The 23344-nt window shown below is 55.8% G+C and carries 20 protein-coding genes and 1 pseudogene; 6 read left to right on the forward strand and 15 right to left on the reverse strand.

The features are described from left to right. Positions 1–91 precede the first annotated feature (91 nt). The gene (locus GOW93_RS19760; RefSeq protein ID WP_170387945.1) at positions 92–985 is read right to left on the reverse strand and encodes an AraC family transcriptional regulator; all 894 of its coding nucleotides are present in this window, start codon (positions 983–985) and stop codon (positions 92–94) included. A 162-nt stretch (positions 986–1147) separates the two neighbouring features. Between GOW93_RS19760 and GOW93_RS19765 the strand changes: the two genes are divergently transcribed. The 5 genes and pseudogenes from GOW93_RS19765 (at position 1148) to GOW93_RS19785 (ending at position 6949) form a co-directional block, all read left to right on the forward strand. Continuing rightward, positions 1148–1978 (forward strand): SDR family oxidoreductase, encoded by an 831-nt coding sequence (locus tag GOW93_RS19765; protein WP_170387947.1) that lies wholly within the window; start codon positions 1148–1150, stop codon positions 1976–1978. 181 nt (positions 1979–2159) lie between these two features. Beyond that, positions 2160–2624 (forward strand): (2Fe-2S)-binding protein, encoded by a 465-nt coding sequence (locus GOW93_RS19770; protein WP_170387949.1) that lies wholly within the window; start codon positions 2160–2162, stop codon positions 2622–2624. A gap of 4 nt (positions 2625–2628) precedes the next feature. Next, on the forward strand, positions 2629–4809 hold the full coding sequence (locus tag GOW93_RS19775; RefSeq protein WP_170387951.1) for a molybdopterin cofactor-binding domain-containing protein: 2181 nt from the start codon (positions 2629–2631) through the stop codon (positions 4807–4809). A gap of 372 nt (positions 4810–5181) precedes the next feature. After that, positions 5182–5645, forward strand: a pseudogene (locus GOW93_RS19780) (tyrosine-type recombinase/integrase). Between the two features lie 323 nt (positions 5646–5968). Continuing rightward, positions 5969–6949 carry a nuclear transport factor 2 family protein gene (locus GOW93_RS19785; RefSeq protein ID WP_170501866.1) on the forward strand — a complete coding sequence of 327 codons (981 nt, stop codon included), beginning with the start codon at positions 5969–5971 and terminating at the stop codon, positions 6947–6949. A 133-nt stretch (positions 6950–7082) separates the two neighbouring features. Here GOW93_RS19785 and GOW93_RS19790 read toward each other — a convergent pair whose 3' ends face one another. The 7 genes from GOW93_RS19790 to GOW93_RS19820 form a co-directional block, all read right to left on the reverse strand. After that, positions 7083–7244 (reverse strand): TPR end-of-group domain-containing protein, encoded by a 162-nt coding sequence (locus GOW93_RS19790; RefSeq protein ID WP_170387955.1) that lies wholly within the window; start codon positions 7242–7244, stop codon positions 7083–7085. A 165-nt stretch (positions 7245–7409) separates the two neighbouring features. Next, positions 7410–10682, reverse strand: coding sequence for an AAA family ATPase (locus GOW93_RS19795; protein ID WP_170387957.1), 3273 nt, complete (start codon positions 10680–10682; stop codon positions 7410–7412). 284 nt (positions 10683–10966) lie between these two features. Continuing rightward, on the reverse strand, positions 10967–11647 hold the full coding sequence (locus GOW93_RS19800) for an NAD-dependent epimerase/dehydratase family protein (RefSeq protein WP_170387959.1): 681 nt from the start codon (positions 11645–11647) through the stop codon (positions 10967–10969). Then, a complete protein-coding gene (locus tag GOW93_RS19805) occupies positions 11631–12110 on the reverse strand; it encodes an SRPBCC domain-containing protein (RefSeq protein WP_170387960.1) in 480 nt (159 codons plus the stop codon). The genes GOW93_RS19800 and GOW93_RS19805 overlap by 17 nt, the downstream gene beginning before the upstream one ends. Positions 12111–12128: 18 nt before the next feature. Further along, a complete protein-coding gene (locus GOW93_RS19810) occupies positions 12129–12584 on the reverse strand; it encodes a hypothetical protein (RefSeq protein ID WP_170387962.1) in 456 nt (151 codons plus the stop codon). 5 nt (positions 12585–12589) lie between these two features. Continuing rightward, entirely contained in the window at positions 12590–13423 is an 834-nt protein-coding gene (locus GOW93_RS19815) for an oxidoreductase (RefSeq protein WP_170387964.1), read from the reverse strand. 10 nt (positions 13424–13433) lie between these two features. After that, positions 13434–14315, reverse strand: coding sequence for an oxidoreductase (locus GOW93_RS19820; RefSeq protein WP_170387967.1), 882 nt, complete (start codon positions 14313–14315; stop codon positions 13434–13436). An 80-nt stretch (positions 14316–14395) separates the two neighbouring features. Here GOW93_RS19820 and GOW93_RS19825 point away from each other — a divergent pair, with 80 nt between their 5' ends. Then, positions 14396–14959, forward strand: coding sequence for a TetR/AcrR family transcriptional regulator (locus GOW93_RS19825; protein WP_170387969.1), 564 nt, complete (start codon positions 14396–14398; stop codon positions 14957–14959). A gap of 295 nt (positions 14960–15254) precedes the next feature. Here the strand turns inward: GOW93_RS19825 and GOW93_RS19830 are convergent, their stop codons facing one another. The 7 genes from GOW93_RS19830 to GOW93_RS19860 all read right to left on the reverse strand — a co-directional run bounded on the left by GOW93_RS19830 (position 15255) and on the right by GOW93_RS19860 (position 23335). Further along, on the reverse strand, positions 15255–17036 hold the full coding sequence (locus tag GOW93_RS19830) for a thiamine pyrophosphate-binding protein (RefSeq protein WP_170387971.1): 1782 nt from the start codon (positions 17034–17036) through the stop codon (positions 15255–15257). After that, positions 17036–18445: an aldehyde dehydrogenase family protein gene (locus tag GOW93_RS19835; protein ID WP_170387973.1), complete on the reverse strand. Its 1410-nt coding sequence runs from the start codon at positions 18443–18445 to the stop codon at positions 17036–17038. The genes GOW93_RS19830 and GOW93_RS19835 overlap by 1 nt, the downstream gene beginning before the upstream one ends. After that, positions 18426–19340 (reverse strand): sugar phosphate isomerase/epimerase family protein, encoded by a 915-nt coding sequence (locus tag GOW93_RS19840; RefSeq protein ID WP_170387975.1) that lies wholly within the window; start codon positions 19338–19340, stop codon positions 18426–18428. The genes GOW93_RS19835 and GOW93_RS19840 overlap by 20 nt, the downstream gene beginning before the upstream one ends. A 155-nt stretch (positions 19341–19495) precedes the next feature. Beyond that, a complete protein-coding gene (locus GOW93_RS19845; protein ID WP_170387977.1) occupies positions 19496–20686 on the reverse strand; it encodes a Gfo/Idh/MocA family protein in 1191 nt (396 codons plus the stop codon). Next, complete coding sequence (locus tag GOW93_RS19850; protein WP_170387979.1) at positions 20679–21353, reverse strand: hypothetical protein; 675 nt, start codon at positions 21351–21353, stop codon at positions 20679–20681. The genes GOW93_RS19845 and GOW93_RS19850 overlap by 8 nt, the downstream gene beginning before the upstream one ends. After that, positions 21343–22530 (reverse strand): Gfo/Idh/MocA family protein, encoded by a 1188-nt coding sequence (locus GOW93_RS19855; protein ID WP_254443690.1) that lies wholly within the window; start codon positions 22528–22530, stop codon positions 21343–21345. The genes GOW93_RS19850 and GOW93_RS19855 overlap by 11 nt, the downstream gene beginning before the upstream one ends. Then, a complete protein-coding gene (locus GOW93_RS19860) occupies positions 22520–23335 on the reverse strand; it encodes a citryl-CoA lyase (protein WP_170387991.1) in 816 nt (271 codons plus the stop codon). The genes GOW93_RS19855 and GOW93_RS19860 overlap by 11 nt, the downstream gene beginning before the upstream one ends. Positions 23336–23344 lie beyond the last annotated feature (9 nt).

A 23344-nucleotide genomic window follows, 5' to 3' on the forward strand; every position in this document is an offset into this window, starting at 1 on the left:
CGCAGGATCCAATCAACAGACTTTTTCAACAATATCAGGACGAACCAGACATCGAATGCGCGATCTGCAAATGCCTCGACAAAGACTTGAGCTATTTTAGCAGAACTCTCCCTTCGAGCTTTTGAGTGATTGGAGACAAGCCGAATTTTCTCGAAAACTCTCGACTAAATTGCGTCGGGCTTTCGTAGCCTACCTCATATGCAGCGGCTGCGACGGATAGGCCGTTGGACGACAACAACCTCCTGGCCTCCAGAAGGCGAAGATCCTTTTGGTACTGCAACGGCGTGGTGGCCGTCACGGATTTGAAATGCTCATGGAACGCGGAAAGACTCATTCCGCACTCCGATGCCAACTCGGCAACAGCGATGTTTTTTTTGAAGTTGTCGCGAATGATGGCAATGGTTTTCGAGATTCGGCTGGCCGGGCTGCCGTCGAGCAACAATTGCCGCAACATGCCACCGTGCTCAGCGCGTAAAAGTCTGAAATGGATCTCTTTTAGCACCAGAGGAGCGAGTGCACGTGCTTCCACCGGGTCTTTGGATAGACGGAACAAACGATCCATCGCGTCGATTAGTGCAGCATCGGACGCCGCTACATTCAAAGAGTGTATTTCGTGCCCCGCTTCGTCAACGCCACCGATTTCATCATAAAAGCTGCGAGCGAGCGCAAGGTCCAGCCGCAATGCTAGCGCCGCATAAGGGGCTTCAGGGCTCGCCTTTATCACAGCCGCTTCCACTGGAACTGCGTGACTAACAATCAAGGCGTCGCCGGCTCCATAGCGAACCACACGGTCTCGCATGTAAGCTTCCTTGGCCCCTTGAAGTACCAGGCACATGATCGGTTCATAAAACGATGCCGCGCACTCCGTGGTTTCAACGTTCGCGATTGCGTAGAGGCCATCGACGCCTGTTTCACATCCCGTGCCAAGGACCCCGGCGTTTTCGACGTGACGGAAGACATCGTTGATCAGAGTTTCCGGTACCATGAGGGCATCTCCTTTGCTCAGGAATTATAGTTTCATTGCAACTGTGTGGAACACAAAAGGCTATGCGACCGGAGGAATAGGCAGATTATTCGGACGATCGGGCACGGCGATCATTGGCTGCGATGCTATCTGGGAAGAGTACAAGATGAGGAATCCTCTCGAATGACCCAGACCATTTTGATTACTGGCGCTTCGTCCGGCATAGGCAAAGAAACCGCAAGATTGTTCGCCGGCCGCGGATGGAACGTAATAGCGACGATGCGCGCACCGGAAAAGGAAGAGGACTTGACGGGAAAAGACAACATTCTAATCACACGCCTCGATGTGACGGATGCTGCGTCAATCGAAGCAGCCGTGGCAGCCGGGATCGATAAATTCAACAACATAGACGTGTTGCTTAACAACGCCGGATACGGCGCATATGGTCCGCTTGAGGCTTTTCCGATGGAACGTGTCCGCCGACAGTTCGACACCAATGTAATCGGGCTGCTGAAAACGACAAAGGCCCTTCTGCCGCATATGCGTGCCAATCGGTCAGGTACGATCGTCAATATCTCTTCAATCGGTGGGCAGATGACCTTTCCGCTTGGAGCATTGTATCACGGTACGAAGTTTGCCGTTGAAGGCATTTCCGAAGCGCTGCACTACGAGCTCGAGTCGGCGGGCGTCAAAATGAAGCTCATTGAGCCAGGAATGATCGCAACCGATTTTGGCGGACGCTCGTTTGATTTCGTCAACGATGAAGAAATGACCGAGTACCAGCCAATTGTCCAAGCTCTGTTTGGTGTCTGGGGTAGCGAGGAAATGAGGTCACGAGCGTCTCCGCCGAGTGTAGTGGCTGACGTCATCTGGACTTCGGTGACCGATGGTACAAATACGCTGCGTTACCGCGCCGGCGCGGATGCGGTCGAGCTTCTGAACAACCGAAAAGCCCTGGATGACGAGACCTTCTTCGGTGGGATGAAGGCACAACTAGGCTTGCAATCCAGTTGAAGGTACCGATCTCGCGCGACTAATTCAGTCTACGTTTTAAAAACGATGACCACACCGAATGGGGCTCTAAATAACTCGCAATCAGAGCGCAGAATCCGGCGACCACAAGAGCGACCTGCCTGAAAAACAGAGAAGTTCTCAAACGGGAATAGTCCACCGACGAAAAGGAAAATAGATAGCCATGACAATATCTCTAAAACTGAATGGCCAGACGCGCGCGATCGAGGCCGAACCCGGAACGCCGCTGCTTTGGGTTATCCGGGACGAACTCAAGCTGACTGGAACCAAATTCGGATGCGGCGTTGCCTCTTGTGGAGCATGTACCGTGCATATGGACGGTCAGCCAGTGCGCTCGTGCCAGACATTTATTGAAGATGTTGAGGACGCTGAGATCACCACAATCGAGGATATGGAAAATGACAAGGTCGGATCAGCCGTGCAACAAGCCTGGCTCGAACTAGATGTTGTGCAGTGTGGCTATTGCCAGTCCGGTCAGATCATGAACGCTGTTGGCCTTTTACGCGAGAACGCCAATCCGTCCCCAGAAGACATCGACGAGTACATGTATGGCAACGCGTGCCGCTGCGCGACTTACCAACGCATCCGCGCAGGTGTTCAGCGCGCTGCTGAAATTTTGGAGGCTTGAAAACATGAGCGCAAGTATTTCCCGTCGGGGCTTCCTCAAGAGCGCCGCAGCAACCACTGCAGTCCTCTTTGTCGGAGCAACAGCGGATGGTATCGCAGCAGCATCAGGCCGTGCCGATGCGATGTTGAACCCGTTTGTAAAGATAGACAGCGACGGCAACGTCGTCGCCATCATAAAACACTTCGAAAAGGGGCAAGGGCCAGCCACTGGATTGTCGACCCTAATTGCCGAAGAACTGGGCGTGACCATGGATCAAATCGAGTTCGAGTTCGCACCCTCGAACCCCGAACTCTATAACAACCTGTTATTTGGCCCGTTCCAAGGCACAGGCGGCTCAACGGCCATGGCCAATTCCTGGATGCAATACCGCACGGCGGGCGCCAATGCGCGGGAGATGCTGATCAAAGCGGCCGCTAATGCGTGGGACGTTGACGCCGCGACGTTGGACATTCAGGCAGGCATGGTCATCGGCAGCGGGAAATCCGCGCCACTGGGTGACTTCGTGGTTGCTGCGGCGGACATTGCCCCATCCGAGAGCCCACGTCTGCGCGATCCATCCGAATGGAAGATCATAGGCAACGAAACCACGCGCCGTGTCGACAGTCCAATCAAGGTGAACGGCCAGGCCAAATTCGGAATGGACCTGCACTTGCCCAACCAGATGGTTGTCATGATCAAGCGCACGCCTCAGCTTGGTGGTTTGGTCGCAAGCTATGACGACAGCTCCGCGAAAGAAGTTAAGGGCTTCATCATGGCGATGCCCCTGCCAACGAACCACGGTGTAGCTGTCTATGCAGAGAACACTTGGGCCGCCATGCAGGCACGGAACGCAATTGAAGTGGATTGGGACATGTCAGGGGCCGAGAAACGCTCATCGGCGGAGGTCCGGGATGAGGTGATGACTGCTCTTGATGCGGCACCAGTCTACAACGTCAACAAAGCAGATCGGGACGCGGTCAGCGCTTCGGTTGATAACGCGGCGACTGTTGTTGAAAAGACATTCTACTTCCCTCTACTGGCCCATGCGCCGATGGAGCCGCTGAACTGTACCATTGAGCAGACAGTCGAAGGCGACATCGTGCTGCATGATGGTGCGCAAATGCCGACGGGTCCGCATATGGCTTATCAGCAGATATTCCAATTGACGCCGGAAAAGATTCACATCAATACCATGCTGACCGGAGGCTCCTTCGGGCGCCGTGCAACCCCTGACGCCGACTATCAGGTCGAAGCCGCACTGGCCTTTGTGATGACAGATCGCTCGCGGCCTGTGAAACTGGTCTGGGATCGAGAGGATGACATCCGCGGCGGGTACTACCGCCCTGCGACGGGTCACAAGGTGCGAGTCGGTCTGGACCCCGAGGGCAATATCGCAGCCTGGGAGCATCAGGTCGCCGGTCAGTCGATTATGAAGGGCACTCCCTTCGAGTCGTTCGCTGTTCAGGACGGCATCGACCACTCTACTGTCGAAGGCCTTGCGGACAATCCTTACACCATTCCGAACATGTCGGTGGGCCTGACGGATGTTAAGAAGGCCACGACGGTTCTGTGGTGGCGTTCCGTGGGTCACACGCACACAGCCTATGTGATGGAAGTGATGATGGACATGGCCGCCAAGGCTGTGGGGCGCGACCCGGTCGAATTCCGCCTTGCTTATCTTGATGGTGGAGGCGAGGACGCTGAGCGTAAGGCAGGCGTACTGAAACTGGTTGCCGAGAAAGGCAATTGGGGCCAGCCAGCCGCAGGTAATGTCCAAGGGATCGCCGTTCACAAATCCTTTGGTTCCTACGTGGCTGAGATAGTAGAGATTTCCGGCAGCCTCAATGACGGTATTCAGATCGAAAAGGTCACCGCAGCCGTGGATTGCGGCATCGCTGTCAACCCGGACATTGTTCGCGCCCAAACGGAAGGGGCGATCGGTTACGGAATTGGCCACGCAATGCGCGAGCAGATCACACTTGACGGTGGAACGGTGGAACAATTTAATTTCCCCGACTACGAACCGCTGCGGATCTCCGACATCAAGAGCATAGAGACATACATTGTGCCGTCAGCCGTGGCTCCAACGGGGATTGGGGAACCTGGGACGCCTCCGGCAGCGCCTGCCCTGGCCAATGCCGTTGCACAGCTTGATGTGCGTATTGCAGAGCTGCCGATGAGGGATAATGGCGTGTCGTTCGCCTGAACATGGAAGCGCACCACGGATGCTCCATATGTGGTGCGCCTACGCCCATAGCGAAAAGAACTGCTTCGTCTGCTTTCGTCACTGAGACCTTGTGGGAAGAGTCTGCATCGGGCTCGCAGCCGACCTCGGTGGCGGCGCAACATCCTGTGATATCGTCCCTCGTCAACGTCGGGTTGTCGTTGTGGGCGGGCATGGCGGATCGGAGGATCAGTTATGGAAACACCGAACTTATCTGTCATGCGCATTCTTCGCCCAGCTTGGAACAAGGGACGCATCGTCGGTTAGAAACGACCGTTGAAACCAAAACACGTTTGGGCAATTCGAGTAAGGTTAGAGCTCGCAGAGAACCATCGTGACCTCGCTCTCTTCAATATGGCCATCGACAGTAAGTTGCGCGGCTGTGACTTTGTGAAGATGTAAGTCGTTGACATCATGGCTTCTGGGCTGATCAAGGAGCGGGCTTCGGTACTGCAAAGCAAGACTCAGAAACCGGTCCGCTTTGAGATTTCTGAAGGAACCCGGACAAGTGGTTGGAAGACGAACTCATGGTCGGGTCAGAGTACCTTTGGCCAGGGCGTTTCCATGAGCGTTTACACATTTCAACGCGCCAGTATGCGCGGATCGTACGTGATTGGGTCACGTCTATAGGTTTGGACGCAAGCGCATACGGCACACATTCAATGCGGCGGACTAAAGTCACTCAAAATTATAAAAAGACGGGCAATCTGCGCGCGGTACAACTCTTGCTCGGGCATACTAAGATGGACAGTACCGTTCGGTATTTCGGTGTTGAGCTTGAGGATGCACATGCCATAGCAGAGGTCATCGAAATCTGAATACTACGGGCAGCTTTCATTGACGGCCCAGAGGAGACATCCAGCCGTTACCAGCGATGCCGCGGTGCGGCCCGGCGAAGCTTCCATTCGCTGCAAGCGCAAAATCAGGAACACGACGAACTGGGAGTCCGAGGGCATAGCCGCCAGATGCAGTTGTCTCGAAAGTGTTCTTTGCGTGACGGCTTAATTTCCGACTGGGTCGATGCCGTGGTAATCTGTTGCGCCACCCGCGGCGTTCCGCCCCGCCGCCACAGCTGGCTTTCATTAGCTCTCTTTTTTAACAGTGCTATGCGTAAGATGTGGTGGTTGCTATCATTCATTCGATGACAGATACGATACGACCTTCGCCAGAACTTGCAGCCATAGTGGAACGTTGGATCAAAGCGTATGGGCGCGGCGATGGCGAAACGGTCGTGCATCTTTTCTCCGACGATGCCGCTTTGTCCTATTTTGGCTCTGACGAGGGCGAGTCGTGGCGGGATGATGCGCTGCGTCGCGGCATTGCGCAGTACATTCAGGAGGTCCCCCGGTTCCGATGGGACCCGGAAGAAATTCGTGGATTTGAATTCGGTTCCCTCGGTTGGGTAGAGTGGCAAGCAACGATCGACGCGATTGAAACGGGACAATCGGCGCAATTGCGTTCCACCGTCATTCTGAAACTCGATAAGGGTTCCTGGAAAATCGTGCACGTTCACAATTCCATTCCGGTCAATAATGTCGAAGGCTTCGGCTACGAGGCAAAAGGTTTTGAAGAACTTCTAGATGCTGCTCTGTCTACTCCCTACGAGCTTGGGCAAAGCGGAATAGCGACTGTGATGTTCACTGATATTGCCGACAGTACGACGATTGCTGAAACGATAGGGGATACACTCTGGACCGATTCTGTGCGCAGGCACCTCAAGCTGGTCGAGACGCATATCGTCGATAGCGGTGGGCAATTGGTGAAATCGCTTAGTGATGGTGTCATGTCTACCTTCGCCTCCGCAAGGGCCGCCCTGCTGGCGGCGCAGAATATTCAGCAGGCCAACGCAGCTGAATCCGCTGAACCAAAATTGCAAGTACGCATTGGATTGCATACCGGCGAAGTGATTACTTCTGACGCCGATCACTTTGGGACAGTGGTAAACAAAGCCGCCCGCATCGCGTCACTGGCTGCCCCAAGTGATATCTGTGTATCAGATGCCACGCGGATCATGGTTGGCGGGTCGAATGAATTTCATTTCCGTGACCCGATGACGATTCCGCTCAAAGGCTTGGATGGGGAACACTCAATATTCAAACTAGATTGGAAGGGTTTCACTTGAAGAATGACTTTCCAGCCTAAACTAAAAATCAAACCGGACCAGTCAGATTAGGCTACTCATAACCATATGTATGCATGCATCTAAATCAGCAATTTTAGCAAAGTTACGAGTAAGTTTCTCGTTTAGGCTAGTCTTATTTCATCAACTCCCGGAAGCGGGGATGGTCGCAGATCGTATCAAGATCCGGATCGACCGATAGCCATTGAAGCACGTCCGGTCCTGCATCTTTGGCAGTACGTTCGAGCACATTCAGAGCTAGATCCGGATCGCCCAAAAGCGAATAGACACCAGCCATGTAGAAACTACCGTCGTCACTTCCGCCCGTATTCGCAACGCGCGGCCCAACCATTCCCGCGCGGATACACGCCACAAGCCAAGTTCTTCTGACAAGACCGGCGAGACTATGTTTGTTCTACTTCAAGTTAAATCTTGTATTCACTGGGTTCGATGACACGAGTAATTAAGACCTCTCCAGAACAGTGAGGAGCTCTAATGCTGCGTTGTGATCGCTACACTGAACGCGATTGCGAAACTTGTTCTGCACGTCAGTCAGAAGTTTAAGTGCTTCTGATATGGCCCCGCGGTCTGCCATCAAATGAGCGAGCGGGATCGCCGCCCGCCTTTCCCAGCTTAGCGCTGATTGCTCCTGAGCAATCCTGATGGCTTCACGGTAACATCTTTCCGCTTTGTCAGGATCGCCAAAGGCCAATGCAAGTTCCCCCCGAGCACAATAAGTATCCGCCTCATCCCACCTCTGGCTGGTTCTTTCCATCATCGGTTCGATTGCCGCGAGTGCATTTTCGGCCTGGTTCAGCATTCCTAGACCGATATAGGCGCGTGCTCTTGCGCGCATTGGAAATCCAGTGAACAACAGCGTATTCGCCTTAATCAGCGCGGCAAGACAGTCATCGGCATCTACCAGGGCCGCTTCAAAATCGCCACGATCCGCGTGAATAGCAGCACGTGTTGTCAGGCCAATCCTGCGCCAGATATCGATCTGTGCCTGATCCGCGACAGCAAGCACATTGTTTGACCATTGAAGGGCGTCGGCGTCGCGGTTCAAATACTTCAGGTAGCAAAGGTGACCCAGAATATAAGCCCGGCTGAGCGCAGGATGCCCCGGTTGGTCCCCTGTCGCAGTCGCGTTTCCAGCGTGAGAATATGCAATGTCAATGTTGCCAAGGCACCAGTGCGTCAAAGCCAGATAAACGTTCGCGGCCGCACCTCCGTCGGTACCGAAGCGGTTGGCTTGATCGGAATCGCGCGACGGATCGTAGGCATTGAGGGCTTTTTGGTAATACGGCAGACTGTCGGCAAACCTGCCCATCATTGTCCTTGAAGTCGCGACCATTCGATTTGCGACACTTCGGAACCTGTGCTGATCACTAATGTCGATATCATTCAAAACCGCGTGCCCAATAGCTTCCGCTTCAGGCAGCGAAGCGCTGACATAGCGACTGACCCACTCTCCGTATCGTATGACTGGCCACTCTGGCGCATCATCAAATCCATCAAGCAATTGGCGCGCGCGCTCAAAAGCCTTTATCGTTTTTTTGGCGGTGTAGCCTTCCGCACCGATCAATGTCACACTATGCTTTGCTGCTACCGACAACGCCTCGCTAAGCCTGTTGCCGTCCTGCTCAAGCAAGCGCAGGGCGGAGTTGTAATGCGCCGCGGCCTCTCGAAAAGTCGGGCGTTTGAAAGCTACTTTACCAGCTTCGCGGTATAGCTCTATGGCCTTGTCAGTCAGACCGGCAGCCTCGGCGTGACGCGCGACAATTTCCGGTGGTGCAACATTTCCAAGTGCTGCGGCAAGCCGCTCATGTACCACGCGCCGCCGCGACAAAAGAAGACTTTCATAGGCTGCATCGCGCACCAGTGCATGCTTAAACACATAACGTTCGTTTTCGCCCACACCGCGTCGAAATACCAACTCGGCTGATGCCAATCCTGCCAGACCTTCCCGCAACTCGTCCTCTTGGCCTTCTGTCGCAACCACCAAAAGGCCCAGATCGAACTCTCGTCCTATACAGGCCGCTGATTGCGCAATCTCCTTGATTTTTGGCGTGCGATCCAGCCGCGCCATCAGCGAGTCGTGGAGCGAAGCGGGAATTGCCGTTTGGCCACTCTCTACCACCGCTTTAGTAAGTTCTTCCACGAACAGGGGGATGCCGTCTGTCCGTTCAATGATCGCCTCCATAGTCTCACGCGTCAGCTTCCGACCACCAAGTCGTTCGACAATTGCATCGACACCCGCGCGGCCCAAACGGTTCAGCGCCAGTCGTGTGGCATGTGGATGCGCCGCGAGATCGGGCTGATTGTCTGGGCGCGATGTCAACACGATCAACACCGGCGCATCCTCGATCGCGTCAATTGTCAATTCAAGCAATTCCAGCGTCGTCGGGTCGATCCAATGTGCGTCTTCCAAAAAGAAAGCTACAGGCCGCTGGTTAGCTAACTTCAGAACTTGCCGGGACAATACGTCCAACGTCTTGGAACGCAACGCGGCAGGCGAAAGATCACATGGGCCGTATCGTTCGGTTCCGTCCAGGCCAACCAGTTTCGCGATGATTGGCATGTCATCACGGTCAAAAAGTGTTTCAAGCTTGGTCAGCCGCGCTTCGTTGTCATCGTCCCGGGACCACCTCGCAGCGCGGTGCAATTGCTGGGTGACGGGCCAGAACGCAGTGTCACCGTGAAAGGGAGAACACTGATACATCAACCGCGTGTGTGACTCGTTTCCAATCGCGTCTTCCAGGGCGCGCATGATGCGCGATTTGCCAATTCCCGCTTCGCCAACCAGAAGTACGACTTGCCCTTCACCATTGCGCGCTGTTTTCCATCGTTCAAGCAACAGTGCCAGTTCCTGGTCCCTGCCCACCAGTGGAGGCGTCATGCCGTCCGAGCGCAGAGAAAAGCGGCTTTCCTGATCCTGCTCACCAATTACTCTGTAGGCCGCCACCGGCCCGTCAATTCCTTTCAGCGACAAAGGTTCTGTCGCTTCCATTTCAAATGCGCCGGTGATCAGAGCCTGTGTTGCCTCTGAAACCAAAACTTCTCCGGAACCCGCTTGTGCTTCGAGCCGCGCTGCGAGGTTCGGTGCGTCGCCTACAACCGTTTGTTCCAGCGCCGTGCCTCTTCCTACAAGCTCGCCAACGACAACAATGCCAGTTGCAATTCCGACCCTGCAGGAGATCATTTGCCCCCCTACATTGAGATTTTCCACGGCTCGAACAATCGCAAGGCCTGCCCGTACCGCTCTTTCGGCTTCGTCCTCATGCGCCTTGGGCCAGCCGAAATAACCAATGACACCGTCTCCCATGAACTTGGCGACGTGACCTTCGAAACGAGCAATTTCACCGGCAACCGCATTTTGATAGGTCCTGATAATGGTGGACATTTCTTCGGCATCCAGTTGTGCCGAAAGGGCCGTTGATCCCACCAGATCCACAAACATCACGGTGAGTTGCCTTCTCTCACCTTCGGAGCTTGGTTTGCCGTCACCGCCATTTTCGACCGGCGCAAAGGCACGCTCTGACTGCTCCTTCAGCTCTCCATTAAGGCGTTGGATAGCAGCCCAAACCTTGCGTTTTGGGCCAAGTGGCAAACCTAGCTCTACGAGGTCTTCCTCTGTTAACGCTGGAAGAGTTTCAAAATCGATTTCGACGTCGTCGAAATCCCTTGCGTACTTTTCTAAGCCGAGTTCAGCCAGCCAGCTTGCGACATCAGGCATGCACAATTCTCCACGGACTCAGCTTGCCTGATTTTGATGTTTTCACAAAGCTTTTTGGATCTGTTTCAAAGTTCTGGGAAGTGAAGACACTTTACCAATGTCCAAGTAGAGTTGCCCCCGAAAGAGAACTTCCCTGGATAGCAATGGTGGCTTTCGGCCCCATCCGGACATCCAATCTACCCAAGATTGCTGCACTGCGGCTTCTGTGAAGCGGACATAGATTCGGACAGAGTAGGAGTGGTTTGGGAATGCTGAGGCGCTTGATCGATAGCGCCAACGCGAACTCATTCAAGCAGTGCGCGCATGTCTCTATTTTCGAGAACGACGGTATCACGAGGATCGCGCATCGCTGTTTCAAGCATGGCGCGAGCCAGTTCGTCAGAAGTCACACCAATTGTCGGCACGAGCCTTTGGAGAGGCTTGAAGACATAGTCTGCCGGTTTCCAACTGCTCCTCGGCCCGGACGGTGCAATGTAACCCGGACGGAAAATGAGCTTCCGTTTGAGGGTGGAGGCGAACAGCACGTTCTCCGCCTCGCCCTTAACCTTCAATGCAAACGACATGCCGCCGCCCTCTGCGCGGGCACCCTGCGCCGAAAACAAGCAAAACGCCGCTTTGGGTGCCGCCGTTTCACAAGCTGTCAGCAAAGCGCGCAGCCAGTCTACCGTGATCTCTTCATACTCGCCCCGGCTGACCCGAGCGGAGTATGTGGCGAGGCAATGGAAGACCGTGTCTGTTCCAATGAGATATGGCTCAATGGCTTGGGTGTCGCCGAAATCTGTGAACGAGACTTCCGTGAGTTTTTCATGATCTCGACCCGACGGTCGGCGCCCAAGCGCAACAACCTCGCTCGCACTTTCCGCGTTCAGCAATGCCGCGAGGACCGATGACCCCACCATCCCGGTCGCGCCGGTCAGTAGAACCCGCCCAAGTGGTCGCGGTGTCTTATCAGTCGGAGTGGGCACGCCGTTCTGCCTCGGCCTTCAGACCGCGATTGAAGGCTTGGTAGCCATCCACGTACATCTTGGCCAAACGACCGCCCATAAGGAAGGTGATGCCGCCTATGATCTCGTCGGATTGCACGAAGCGAGACGTTCCTTCGCCCAAGGGCTCGACACGGAAATGATGGTTGTCCCGAATTCCACCCGGCCCTTTCTCGGCCCAGTAGAACTGCTCTCCGTCCACAACTTTGATCGTATGATCCAGAGTGGTCAGCTTTTCCTTTGAAGGATCGAGTTGGAAATCGACTGTGACCTTCGATCCATCCATGATCTCTCCCTTGATGCCCACGAGGAAGGCCGCCCAATTGCCGTAGTTGGCCGTGTCGGTCAGCACCGACCAAACAGTGTCCGGTGGCGCATCGATCACGATGTCGGTGTGAATCCTGTGGTGCGAGAAGCTCACTTTTTCCGATATTCCGTTTTCCATGACTTTCTTCCTTACGTCTCAGGCGCTGATTGGCGACGGGCCATCCCTATCCTGAACTGTGATCCTCCCGAACCGATCCCGCATGCGCTTGGATCGGAAGAGATAGATCGAGATGATGATGTAATTGACGCACTCCTGAACAAAGTTTCGATAGCGATCCGGGCTTTCCAACATGTCAAAGGTCTGCACGGCGCACATGGTGGCAAGCGCTGTGAACATGACCAGCATGGCAATCGGCGTGAGCCTCCAGCACAGGAAGTACCCAAGGATAAACGTGGCCCCAGATGCGGTGATCAATATCCAATGGAGGGTCTGCATACCGACCGGGAAAGTCGCGTTCTGCAGCGGCATCAAGGGCGCGAAACCTGTGAAGTACTCCAGAAACCCAAGCAACCCCCAGCCCAGCATGATCATCGATGCGAGCACGATCAGAAACTCGAAGCCTCGCGAGGTACGGTCCATTAGTGTCGTCATCAAACTCACCCCAACATCCGCATCATGAACCGATCGAACATGCGGTCGCTCAGGATACGTCGGAAGAAAATTGCCTGCCTGACGCCGACCCCGGCGGCGTAGCGTGTTCTGGGCTTCGACGCCTTGATCGACCCGACAATGACATTGGCAATCACGCTGGGTGGCGACGCAGTGCCTTTCTCCGCACTCATGTTGCGGAACCAGTCCGCCATTTTCCGCGCGATGGTGCTGTACGGACCGCTTCCCGAGGTCCCGAGTAGCGGCTCGATAAAGCCGCCCGTGATCTCGGTATCGATCGCGCCGGGGCGAACGACCACCACGTCAATCCCGAATTTTGCTGTTTCGGCACGAAGACAATCGCTGAAGCCTTCGAGTGCAAACTTGCTTGAGACGTACCAGGCTGCCAACGGTGCGTGCACCCTCCCCTCGCCAGACGAAACGTTGATGATCTTGCCCCACCCCTGCTGGCGCATATGCGGCAAAACCAGTTGGGTTAGCCGGCCAAGCCCAAAGAAATTGACGTCGAACTGATAGCGAGCCTTATCGATATCCGTTTCTTCGACCGAGCCATAGACTGACAGGCCAGCGTTGTTCACCAGGATATCGACGCCGCCATGATCGCGCGTAATTTGCTCGACCACGGCAACAACGTCCTCCTCCTTGGTGACGTCCATCTTGATCGGGATACACCCAAGCGCCCCCAGATCGTCCATGATCTCAACTCGGCGTGCCACCGGGTAGACGACAAACCCTTCCTTCGCGAGGGCTTCTGCGGTGGCCTTACCGATACCGCTGGAAGCGCCGGTCACGAGGGCAACTCTTTTTCCACTGCTGTTCATGGCTTCGCCCTTAGACAGTAAACGTCTGACCACTCATCTCTTCCGAGAGCAACCAGAGACGCCTGGCCACATCATGATCGTCGCAAATCGGATTGCGGATCGCGACGCCGGTCGCCCCGCTCATCTCCTCAGGGCCCGTAGGTCCGTAGTAATCCCCACCCTCGACCTCGTCAGACAAGGCAGCGAACAGAGACGGTTTGGCAGCGTCTTCGTTAGAATGCAGCAGTTGTTCGACTTGCGCCTTCATTGCCTCACGCAAGGCGTCATCCAGGTCCTGGAACAGGCCGGAATCGGAACCGCCGGGATGCACCGTCAGCGACTTCAGAACCTTGCCGGACGCCCGAAGACGGCGGTCCAGCTCGTCGCCAAACAGGAGGCAGGCAAGCTTCGACTGTCCGTAGGCCAAACCAGGGTCTTGGCCACAGGTCAGATCATCGAAGTGAATGCTCGCGCCCTTGTGCGCAATGCTCGACAGCGAAACGATCCGCGATGCTGGGTTATCCGGGATCAGGTCGATCAGAAGAGCGGTGAGAAGGAAATGCCCGAGATGGTTGGTGGCGAATTGCAGATCGACGCCATCCACATTTGTTTGCGCCGAGTAGAGCAGAATACCTGCGTTGTTAATCAGCACGTCGAGTTTTGCATAGCGGGCACGAAACGCCTTAGCAAAAGCTCGGACCGAGGCGAGATCGCTCAGGTCCAGCAAGATGATGTCGAGTGATGCAGATGGAACCCGCGCAAGGACCTCTACTTTGGCAGCTTCGGCCTTCTCTTGACTGCGGCAAGCCATAACAACGTGAAAGCCGGCCTTGACCATGCCGACAGTCGTTTCAAATCCGATGCCATTGTTGGCTCCAGTGACGATAGCGATTCTTCCAGTTTGTGCAGACATATCGATTCCAGACGACTTGACACTTGATGTATGATTGTCATCATATTGACACTCAGCGATCATTTGTCAATATGTAAATCATGGAAGATCGCCACGCATACATCATCGAGGCCGCGAAAGGCCTGTTTCTCCGCTACGGGGTGAAGCGAACCGGCATGAGCGATATTGCCGGGGCGGCAGGCGTCTCGCGGCAGACCCTCTACAAGGTGTTTGCCAACAAAGATGAAGTGCTGCAGGCGACCATACGGTCCCTGGCGGACAAGGTAGTCCTGGATATCGAGGCCGGTCTGGAAAAAGCCGAAGATCTTGGCGCGCAGCTCGATGTCATCTTCAAACACACTGTCGTTGAGCACTATGACTTCCTGCAATCCTCGCCCAACGCCGAGGACATTATCTTAGGTGTCACAGCATCCAGTCAGGAAGAGCTTGAAGCAGGCGCCAAGAGAAACACCACTATCATTGCACGAGTTCTGAAGCCCTTCTCCGATAGTATTGAGAACAACGAACTAACCATCGACCAATTCGCGGACTTCATTCAGCGGTCAGCAACTGCCGCCAAGTACAGCGCAAAGAGCAAAAGGCATCTGCTTGCCCTTTTAGGCGCGCTTCGTGTTTCCGTATTGAAGGTTACTGGTGCCGCCTAGATGGCCAATCGGCCCAAACCTGCCATTTAGCCCACTCAATAATTGCTGCAGCGCGGCTCTCCAGACCGGTCATTCGCTGCGGTTGCGAATACTTGAACGCTTTCAGCGCACATATCTCAGTCAATGTTACTCTAATTTGAGGTTATCTCACATGCTTCGGTGAAATTAACTAACCAACAAAAAGTTCAGACACACAACAACGAAGACTGCGCCGCGACAAAGCTGTTGATATTTGCTCGAACGCGGGTGAGCAATGACACAAGAAACTGGGCGCGTCTGAACGCGCCCAGTTTCGTCAAGTCGCGACGTGAGATATCTCTTTGTCCGGCGAGTATATGTCCAAGATGTTCCAATGTCCGGTCGTTGGTGTTGGGTTGTTGATCATCGGGACATCAAGGACAGTTGGTTTGCCGCTGGCGATTGCCGCTTCCAATGCCGGCAACAATTCATCAGCAGCACTGAGCCTGTGCCCTTCCGCACCGTAGGCTCGTGCGATGTCTGCATAACCCGGTCCGTTTGCGGGAGCTGCAGCTGATCCAGGGAACGTAGTCCCGTATGTCAAACCATAATGCGCCTTTTGCAGACCTGCGATAGTTCCGAAGGCGTTGTTGTTCATAACCAGCCAGATGATACCCAGATCAAGTTCGACTGCTGTTGCCAGCATCGACGGGTTCTGACCGAACCCCCCATCGCCAACAAGACTTATCACCACACGGTCAGGGGCTGCCAGTTTTGCGCCGATCGCTCCCGGCGGGCCAAAACCCATCGTGGCGAACCCGCCCGGGGTCAGGATTGAACCCGGCGTCAAAATGTCGAACTGTTGCCCGACACCGTTCTTGTTCCACCCTACGTCCGTGGTGATGATGGCATCCTCGGGCAGTGCCTTGCGGGTATCTGCCAGAATACGCTCGGGCATCATTGGAAAGGCCGAAGAGGTCGCCATTTCCAAATTGCGTGCTTTGAATTCTGTCCGGAAATCCGTGATCTGCCGTTCCAGCGTAGGGCGGTTGAAACCGTCTGGATACATCTCGCGGGCAACCCGGTTGAGGACGCGCAACGCGGCCTTGGCGTCAGCAACGACGCCAATCTCGGTGGGATAATTCCGGCCGATCTCCTGCGGTTCGATGTCGATGTGAATGACCTTCGATCCGGGGATGTTGAAGGTATAGCCGGGATACCAGCTGGAACAATCTGCCTCTTTGAACCGGGTTCCCACGGCAAAGATGTAATCCGCATTCAAACAGGATTGGTTGACCAATTCGGTGCCCCAAAACCCGGTCATTCCCAGCACGAGCGGATGGTCGTCCCGCAGCGCGCCCTTGCCCATCAGGGAATGCGCTACGGGCAGACCCATCTGATCAACAAACTCGCGCAACTCCTCACTGGCCTGCGCCAACAGGATACCGCCGCCGACATAGGCAACCGGGTATTCGGCCTTCGCCAGCGCTTCGACAATCTCTCGCGCTGTTTCATCGTCAATCGACGGTTTCTTGAGCGCGCGCGTGTTGTCGCGGATACGGTCGAAGCTGTCTGAGGGGATCACCTCTGAAAAGATGTCCATGGGGACATTGACCAGGACCGGCCCGGGCTGGCCGCTTTCAGCGAGATGAAACGCCTTTTCCAGAATTTCGGCCATCAGGTCTGCCCGATCTACGCGCCATGCACGTTTGACAAAGGGGCGATAAATCTCCCATTGCGCAGCGTCTGCGTGCAGGTTCACCTCCTGATGCGGATGTTTGCCGTAGTAGTGCGTAGGAATATCGCCCGCGATCACGACCATCGGGATACAGTCCAGTGCGGCGTTGGCGACCCCGGTGGCGCAATTGGTCAGCCCCGGGGAGAGATGGGACAACACCACCGAGGCCTTGCCCGTCACGCGGGCATAAGCGTCCGCCGCATGGCTGGCGATTTGTTCGTGCCGCACGGTGACGAAATCAATGGGACTTTCCGCCAGCGCAGCCAGAACCGCTATATTCGTGTGGCCGCATAGACCGAACACATGTTTGACCTCACGACGCTCAAGGAAATCGACGATGTGCTCAGCAACGGTTTTGCCTTCCAATTTAGCTCCGTCCATCACGCAACCTCCTGTCCGTAGAACTCACCGAACAAGTCCGGCTCCGAGGGGCGATCCTCGGGGATGGGACGACTGACCCAAGTGTAGTTCATCATGTGTTTCATGGTGACGTTTTCGTTGGTGATGTTGCCGCCCCAGATGCCACAGCCCAGGCTGCTGGTCATAGGCATGCCATTGGTCCAGGCACCCGCATTGGCCTTCGACTGAGGCTGTCGAACCATCATGCGGCTGACCGGAGCCAGACGTGCGAGCCGGTCGATGTGATCGTCATTGTGGCTGTAGATGCCGCAGGAATGGCCCTTGCCCCCGGTGTTGTAGATCTGCCTGACCGTTTCCAGCGCATCATCGAATGTGTCGAAGTGATACAGCGCCATCAGTGTGGTCAGTTTTTCCTTGGAGAATTTGTGCTGCGGCCCGATTTGCCCCTGATTTTCAACCATCAGAAACTTGCGATCTTCGGGGATGCTAAAACCGGCGACCTTGGCCGTTTGCTGCGGCGGACAGGCGATAGTCGGAAACGTACGGTTTCCCTTTTCATCCCACATGGCCGCTTCGAGCATGGCCTTCTCTTCATCCGAACACAGGTAGCCGCCCTCGGCTTCAAGCGCCTTGACCATATCGTCGTAAACTGAGCGCTGGATGATGATGTTGCCGTCGGCCGAGCAGCCCGACCCGAAGTCGGAGGTCTTTGAAATGCGAGTGTTCTGCGCGGCGATGTCCAGATCGGCGGTTTCATCGATGACGATGGACGAATTGCCCGCGCCGACACCATAGGCCGGGCGCCCGGAGCTATAGGCCGCTTTGACCATTGGTTTACCGCCCGTCGCCAAAGTCAGGTCGCAGATTTCCATTAGGTGCTGGGTCAATGGGATCGACGGTTTGCGAATGGATTGAAACAAATCCTCGGGAGCCCCGGCAGCACGACAAGCTGCACGCATGACCTCGACCATTTCAAAGGTGGTATGGGCGGTTCGTGGGTGCGGGCTAAAGATGACGGCATTCCGGGCGTTCGCGGCGGACACGCCGGTTACCGGAGGAGTCATCGCTGGATTGGTCATCGGGATCAGAGACGCGATCACACCGGCAGGTTTGGCATATTTAACCAGGCCCTTTTCTTCGTCGACTTCGACGATACCGGTCGATGGCGTGCGCAGGACATCGCGCAGCACCATGTGAATCTTGAACCGCTTTGCTGGACGTCCCGCACGATCTCCGATACCGCTCTCGTCCACGCCTTGCTGGGCCAGACGCGTGAAAGTTTTCTCATTCCCAGCATACCACGCAATGGCCTGAGACAGGCGGTCCAGCCTGTCCTGATCCCAATCCTCGATCTCGGCCATGGCAGCGCGGGCGCGTGCCAGCATATCAGCCGCCATGTTGCGGTCGTTTTCAGTGAGCTCTTTGCCCATGATGATCCTCTTGGTGTTTTAGAATTGCAGCATCGGGCACACGACGCTGTGACCGCGCCTCGCCGAATGTTCGCTTGGCGTGGCTGAGACAGCGACGCGCGTGTTCTTCATATCCCAACTCGGCAACGCGGCTTTGGTTGGGCAATTCAATGGAGTAGTCGACGGGCGGCATCCGTTCGATGATGCCGGTGAAGTCAATCCAGCCTTCGCCGGGATAGAGCCGCGCATCGCGGGCCAGCTGGATCATGCCCTCACGCGTATCGGCGATGCCGGGCAGGCAGTCAGAGATATGCAGGAAGTGAAACAGGTCCGAAGGGACGTGCAACAGCTCTCCCAGATCTACACGGCTAAGGTGCAGATAAAGCGTATCGACCAGAATACCGCCATTCGGTTGATCAGAGGCGCGAACAATATCCAGCGCCTCATCCAGAGTGCGCAAGCGAGAGAAGCTTGGAAACTCCAGGTCCACAGTTAGCCCATACGGCGCCGCCAGTTCGCAGGTCTCGGAGTAGACGTCGATCAGAAAGTCACGATCATCGCGGGTGTTGGTCCACGCGCTCATGATCATGCGTTTAGCGCCCAATTCCCCACCGATCTCCAACGAAGGCTCAAAACTGCGCGGATCGACATCTTCGGTGATGCGCGCAAGCTCGACATCAAGGACTTTAAGACCAGTTGTGGAAAGAGCGGTCTTAGTCGCCTGCACCTGCGCCTTGTCGATTGGAGATTGAGTGAATTCACCAGCCACATGCATTGGAATGAACCGGGGGCTGACGGCATCGTACCCGGCCCGCGCGGCGATATAGACCAGCTCGGGCGGCGTACAGCCAATCAGCGTCAGGTGCGCCAAGGAATAGAGAGAGGGGCTTGCGCCAGCCTCTTCGGGTTTCACCATGAACGGCAGCTCCACGTGTCTGCGAATCTCATTTTCATCACATGTAAATAAAAATATCTGATATTTATTAAAATATCAACTTTTAATGCTGAGCAGGAAATCAAAAACGCCCAGGCAACGACCCGGGCGTGCTTAACCTTCGTATTGGCAGAGCCTTAGAGAGTGACCCAGTCACCACCGGACTGATGAGAGCGCACAGAGGCATCAATGAAACGGACACCGTCTGCGCCTTGATCGACACTGGGATAGGTCAGCCAATCATCCGGAATCGCGACGCCATCCCGACGCGCGGCCACTGCCATGGCAAATTCCGTATAGAGATTGGCCCAGGCTTCGATAACCCCTTCGGGGAAGCCGCGCGCGGTGCGGATCAGGCGTTCCGCACCGGGTCCCATACCATGCCCGTGACCTCGGCTGATGATACGATCCGGCTCACCAAACCGATTGAATTTCAGTCGTTCCGAGTTCTCCAAATCCCACTCGAGGCCTCCTTCGCTCCCGAATATCCGCAACCGCAACCCGCCTCGGTTTCCGGGGGCAAGGCGTGTTGCCATCAAGGTTCCGGGGACTTCATTTTGGTAACGGGTGAACATGAATACCGTGTCTTCCAAAGGCTTTGGCGCGCCGCAAACATGGAATTCAGCCCGCAGATCGGTCATCGGCAGACCCGAGACAAAACTGGCGAGATGCGCGGCATGGGTGCCGATATCGCCGACGCAACTGGTCGGGCCAGAAATCTTGGGGTCCAGCCGCCACTTTACATGCGGCGCATCAGCCACATCTTCGGGCGTCATCCAGTCTTGCATAAACTCGACGTGGATTTGATTAATTTTACCGATGCCGCCTTCCGCCACGATTTGTTTGGCCTGACGGATCACTGGAAAGCACGACATCGCATATCCGACGGCAAAGACCTGCCCCGTGAGCGAAGTGATCTCCTCAAGTCCCTCGGCCTCGGCGACTTCGTTGGTCAGGGGCTTGTCGCACAGCACGTCAATGCCTGCCGCCAGAAACGCTTTGGAAGCTTCAAAATGAACGTGGTTCGGGGTAGTGATCATGACGGCATCTACGCCATCTGTACGCGCCGCCTCGGCCTGTGCCATCTCCTCGAACGACGCGTAGCACCGTTCGGCCGGCAGGAACCACTCGGCCCCGCGCGCTTTGCTGCGCTCGGCATTTGAACTGAGCGCGCCCGCGACGACCTCCCACCGGTCAGTCATCCGCGCGGCCGTTGCTTGCGTGACAGAGATACGTCCCCCGCCGACGACGCCCAGCCTCAAACGGCGAGAAAAGCGGGGGAAAGGGCCGTCAAAGTTCAGGTCTTCGGGTAAAAGTCTCTCAGCCATTCTGAACCTCCATTTCCGGGACCCGTACGCCTTCCGGCAGCATTTCCACCGCCATGAAAATGCTGGGGGTAATCGTCTCGTATTGATGCCAGGGATAGTTGCCTTCAGCATCATACATCGGCTTGTGCGTCGTGCCGGGAGCCATGAATTCTTCGAGGTAAAGGGTTTCAACGTCCCGTTCGCGGCATTGCTGCATTTTGCCGAAGCCTACGACTTGCGTATGCACTTCGCGAAACCCCGGTACCGGGCAGAACGGATGATCCTTGTGCAATCCGACATTCAATGGGACCGAACCGGAATGGTACATGGTCAGTCCAACGTTACCCACGAAGACCTTTGGCGACATGTAATGGCTGACACCGCACAGACGCTCCTCTTGGCGGACATCAAAAGCGGATGGCCAAGTATCTTTCACCCATGCGAACAGCTCATTGTCATCAGCATGGGCGTCGAATCCGTAGACAATTACTGCGCGTTCTACGCTGTTAAGCGTGCTGTCTTGCACGATCACAGACGAAAGCGATGCAACGGTCTGATCCAAGACCGAAAGGTCCCGTCCCCCAAGGTTCAGAACAATGGCACGACCCTCGACAGATATTCTGTCTTCGTCAGTTATGTGCTGGACGCGAAAGAATGGCTGGGCAAAGTCGAGTGTCTCAATCGGCATGCGCCAACTCCTTCCTCTCATCGTTCAGGAAATCGACCGGCAGAGGTTCCGGTGCCGCGCAACGGCTTTCTATCGTTTGATAGGCGCCTAATTTCGGTGCCCTTTCAATCGCGTCCATGACCTCGTAAACATGGTAGGCAAGCGCTCCACTTGCACGGGGTTGGCGTCCTTCTTGTGCCGCCAATGCGAGGTCCAAAAGGCCGAGACCACGGCTGTCCACATTGAACCCGTGTTTGTTGTCGACCACCTGCCAGCCTTCGCGACCGGATGGGCGCGGCTGATGAGACCAGCGCGAGGTCTCCCGCGTTTTCAGCCAGACATCCCCTTGAAAGATATTGGCACCATGAACCGGGTCAGGATCAGGAATGCTGATGGTCCCGTCTTCACCATAGATCTCGAACCGCGGAGTTTCGCTGTCCCAGACGTCGAAGCTCATGGTCATCGACCCTATAGCTCCGGAAGAGAACTGCAGCAGGCTTAGGGAGTGTGTGTCGACCTCGACGTCCATCCATTCGCCGTTGCGAGGGCCGTTTTCGATCATCCTTTTGTCGAACGTGCGCCGCGCCATTCCAGCGACCCGGTCTACGGGACCAAGGCTGCAAATCATGGCGGTCAGGTAGTATGGCCCAAGGTCCAGCAAAGGCCCGCCACCAGCCTGATAGTAGAAATCCGGGTTGGGATGGTGGCGCTCCGTCCCGTGCGTTCCGACATGGGCAAAAACCCCTGTCGGTTTGCCAATGGCACCCTCATCGATCAAGCGCCGAACGGTCTGCCAGCGACCACCCAGAAATGTGTCGGGCGCGCAGCCGACCAATAAGCCCTTTTCAGAGGCCATGTGCAGGATCGCCCTTCCATCTGTCCGATTCATGACCAGTGGCTTTTCGGAATAGACGTGCTTGCCCGCCTCTAACGCACGCAGGCTGATTTCGGCATGCGCCGCCGGAACTGTCAGATTCAGAACGCAATCAATTGTCGGATCGTCAAACACCTCATCTGGAGTGCAGGCCTTGGCGACACCGTATTGTTCCGCCTTGGCGCGGCTTTCTGATGGATCGAGGCTCGCGCAAGCCACAACCTCGATGTTCGAGAATTTGGATAGTGTTTTTAGATAGATATCACTGATACGACCACAGCCGATAAGGCCGACCCGGAAGGATTTCGATGTCTCACCTGTCATCATTCCTGTCTTCGTAGAGGGGTAAGTAATTCGGGGGCATCGGCCCTTTGTTCCGCCCCCCCTGGTTCATCTGCTCCCAAGCGTGGGCAAGTATTCCGACCGAGCGGGACAGGCAGAACAGGCCCCGCGACAGGGGCGCGGGAAAGCCAAGTTCGCAAAAGATCACCGCCGTTGCGCCGTCGATATTCATGGCGATTGGCTGACCGCCGCGTTGACGGCCTAGCTCGGCTTGAACCTCTTCTCCGATATCGGCAAACCGGCCAGAAACCGTGCCTTCTGCCGCCGCATCACGTACAAGGTGCATCAGCCGGGGTGCGCGTGGGTCGACGGGCTTGTGGAACCTGTGACCGAAGCCCGAGACGATCTTGCCATAGGTCTCGCGCCAGCTATCCAGACCGTCCCTCACAGCGTCGGTCAACGATGCTCCGCCATCCATGCGAGCCGCAATATCATAGTACAGCTCTGCGCACTGCTCTCCTGCACCTCCATGCACATCGCCCAGCATGTTCACCGCAGTCGCCATCGCATTATTGAGGCCAACTCCACAGGTGGCGGCCATACGTGCGGCCGCGATTGAGGGGGCTTGCGGACCGTGATCCACGCCTGCGACCAAAGCGGTCTCGAACAGACGCGCTTGCGCGTCGCTGGGCAGATCGCCCCGCACCATCAGCCAGATTATCTGCGGGAAAGATACGTTCCCGATCAGGTCCTCTATTGCGTTGCCGCGAAAAGCGATCTGTCCGGGTTTCATGTCGATGATGGAGGTGCGCCACCATTGGCGAACGGCGCGTTCATCCTTTGTCATGTTTTCATC

The sequence above is a fragment of the Ruegeria atlantica genome, assembly GCF_013032455.1.
Taxonomy (GTDB): Bacteria; Pseudomonadota; Alphaproteobacteria; order Rhodobacterales; family Rhodobacteraceae; genus Ruegeria; species Ruegeria atlantica_B.

Bases quoted from the DNA above. Each gene is read 5' to 3' on its own strand.
- GOW93_RS19760 (WP_170387945.1), bottom strand. From the start codon at position 985: ATGGTACCGGAAACTCTGATCAACGATGTCTTCCGTCACGTCGAAAAC.
- GOW93_RS19765 (WP_170387947.1), top strand. From the start codon at position 1,148: ATGACCCAGACCATTTTGATTACTGGCGCTTCGTCCGGCATAGGCAAA.
- GOW93_RS19770 (WP_170387949.1), top strand. From the start codon at position 2,160: ATGACAATATCTCTAAAACTGAATGGCCAGACGCGCGCGATCGAGGCC.
- GOW93_RS19775 (WP_170387951.1), top strand. From the start codon at position 2,629: ATGAGCGCAAGTATTTCCCGTCGGGGCTTCCTCAAGAGCGCCGCAGCA.
- GOW93_RS19785 (WP_170501866.1), top strand. From the start codon at position 5,969: ATGACAGATACGATACGACCTTCGCCAGAACTTGCAGCCATAGTGGAA.
- GOW93_RS19790 (WP_170387955.1), bottom strand. From the start codon at position 7,244: ATGGCTGGTGTCTATTCGCTTTTGGGCGATCCGGATCTAGCTCTGAAT.
- GOW93_RS19795 (WP_170387957.1), bottom strand. From the start codon at position 10,682: ATGCCTGATGTCGCAAGCTGGCTGGCTGAACTCGGCTTAGAAAAGTAC.
- GOW93_RS19805 (WP_170387960.1), bottom strand. From the start codon at position 12,110: ATGGAAAACGGAATATCGGAAAAAGTGAGCTTCTCGCACCACAGGATT.
- GOW93_RS19810 (WP_170387962.1), bottom strand. From the start codon at position 12,584: ATGACGACACTAATGGACCGTACCTCGCGAGGCTTCGAGTTTCTGATC.
- GOW93_RS19815 (WP_170387964.1), bottom strand. From the start codon at position 13,423: ATGAACAGCAGTGGAAAAAGAGTTGCCCTCGTGACCGGCGCTTCCAGC.
- GOW93_RS19820 (WP_170387967.1), bottom strand. From the start codon at position 14,315: ATGTCTGCACAAACTGGAAGAATCGCTATCGTCACTGGAGCCAACAAT.
- GOW93_RS19825 (WP_170387969.1), top strand. From the start codon at position 14,396: ATGGAAGATCGCCACGCATACATCATCGAGGCCGCGAAAGGCCTGTTT.
- GOW93_RS19830 (WP_170387971.1), bottom strand. From the start codon at position 17,036: ATGGACGGAGCTAAATTGGAAGGCAAAACCGTTGCTGAGCACATCGTC.
- GOW93_RS19835 (WP_170387973.1), bottom strand. From the start codon at position 18,445: ATGGGCAAAGAGCTCACTGAAAACGACCGCAACATGGCGGCTGATATG.
- GOW93_RS19840 (WP_170387975.1), bottom strand. From the start codon at position 19,340: ATGGTGAAACCCGAAGAGGCTGGCGCAAGCCCCTCTCTCTATTCCTTG.
- GOW93_RS19845 (WP_170387977.1), bottom strand. From the start codon at position 20,686: ATGGCTGAGAGACTTTTACCCGAAGACCTGAACTTTGACGGCCCTTTC.
- GOW93_RS19850 (WP_170387979.1), bottom strand. From the start codon at position 21,353: ATGCCGATTGAGACACTCGACTTTGCCCAGCCATTCTTTCGCGTCCAG.
- GOW93_RS19855 (WP_254443690.1), bottom strand. From the start codon at position 22,530: ATGACAGGTGAGACATCGAAATCCTTCCGGGTCGGCCTTATCGGCTGT.
- GOW93_RS19860 (WP_170387991.1), bottom strand. From the start codon at position 23,335: ATGACAAAGGATGAACGCGCCGTTCGCCAATGGTGGCGCACCTCCATC.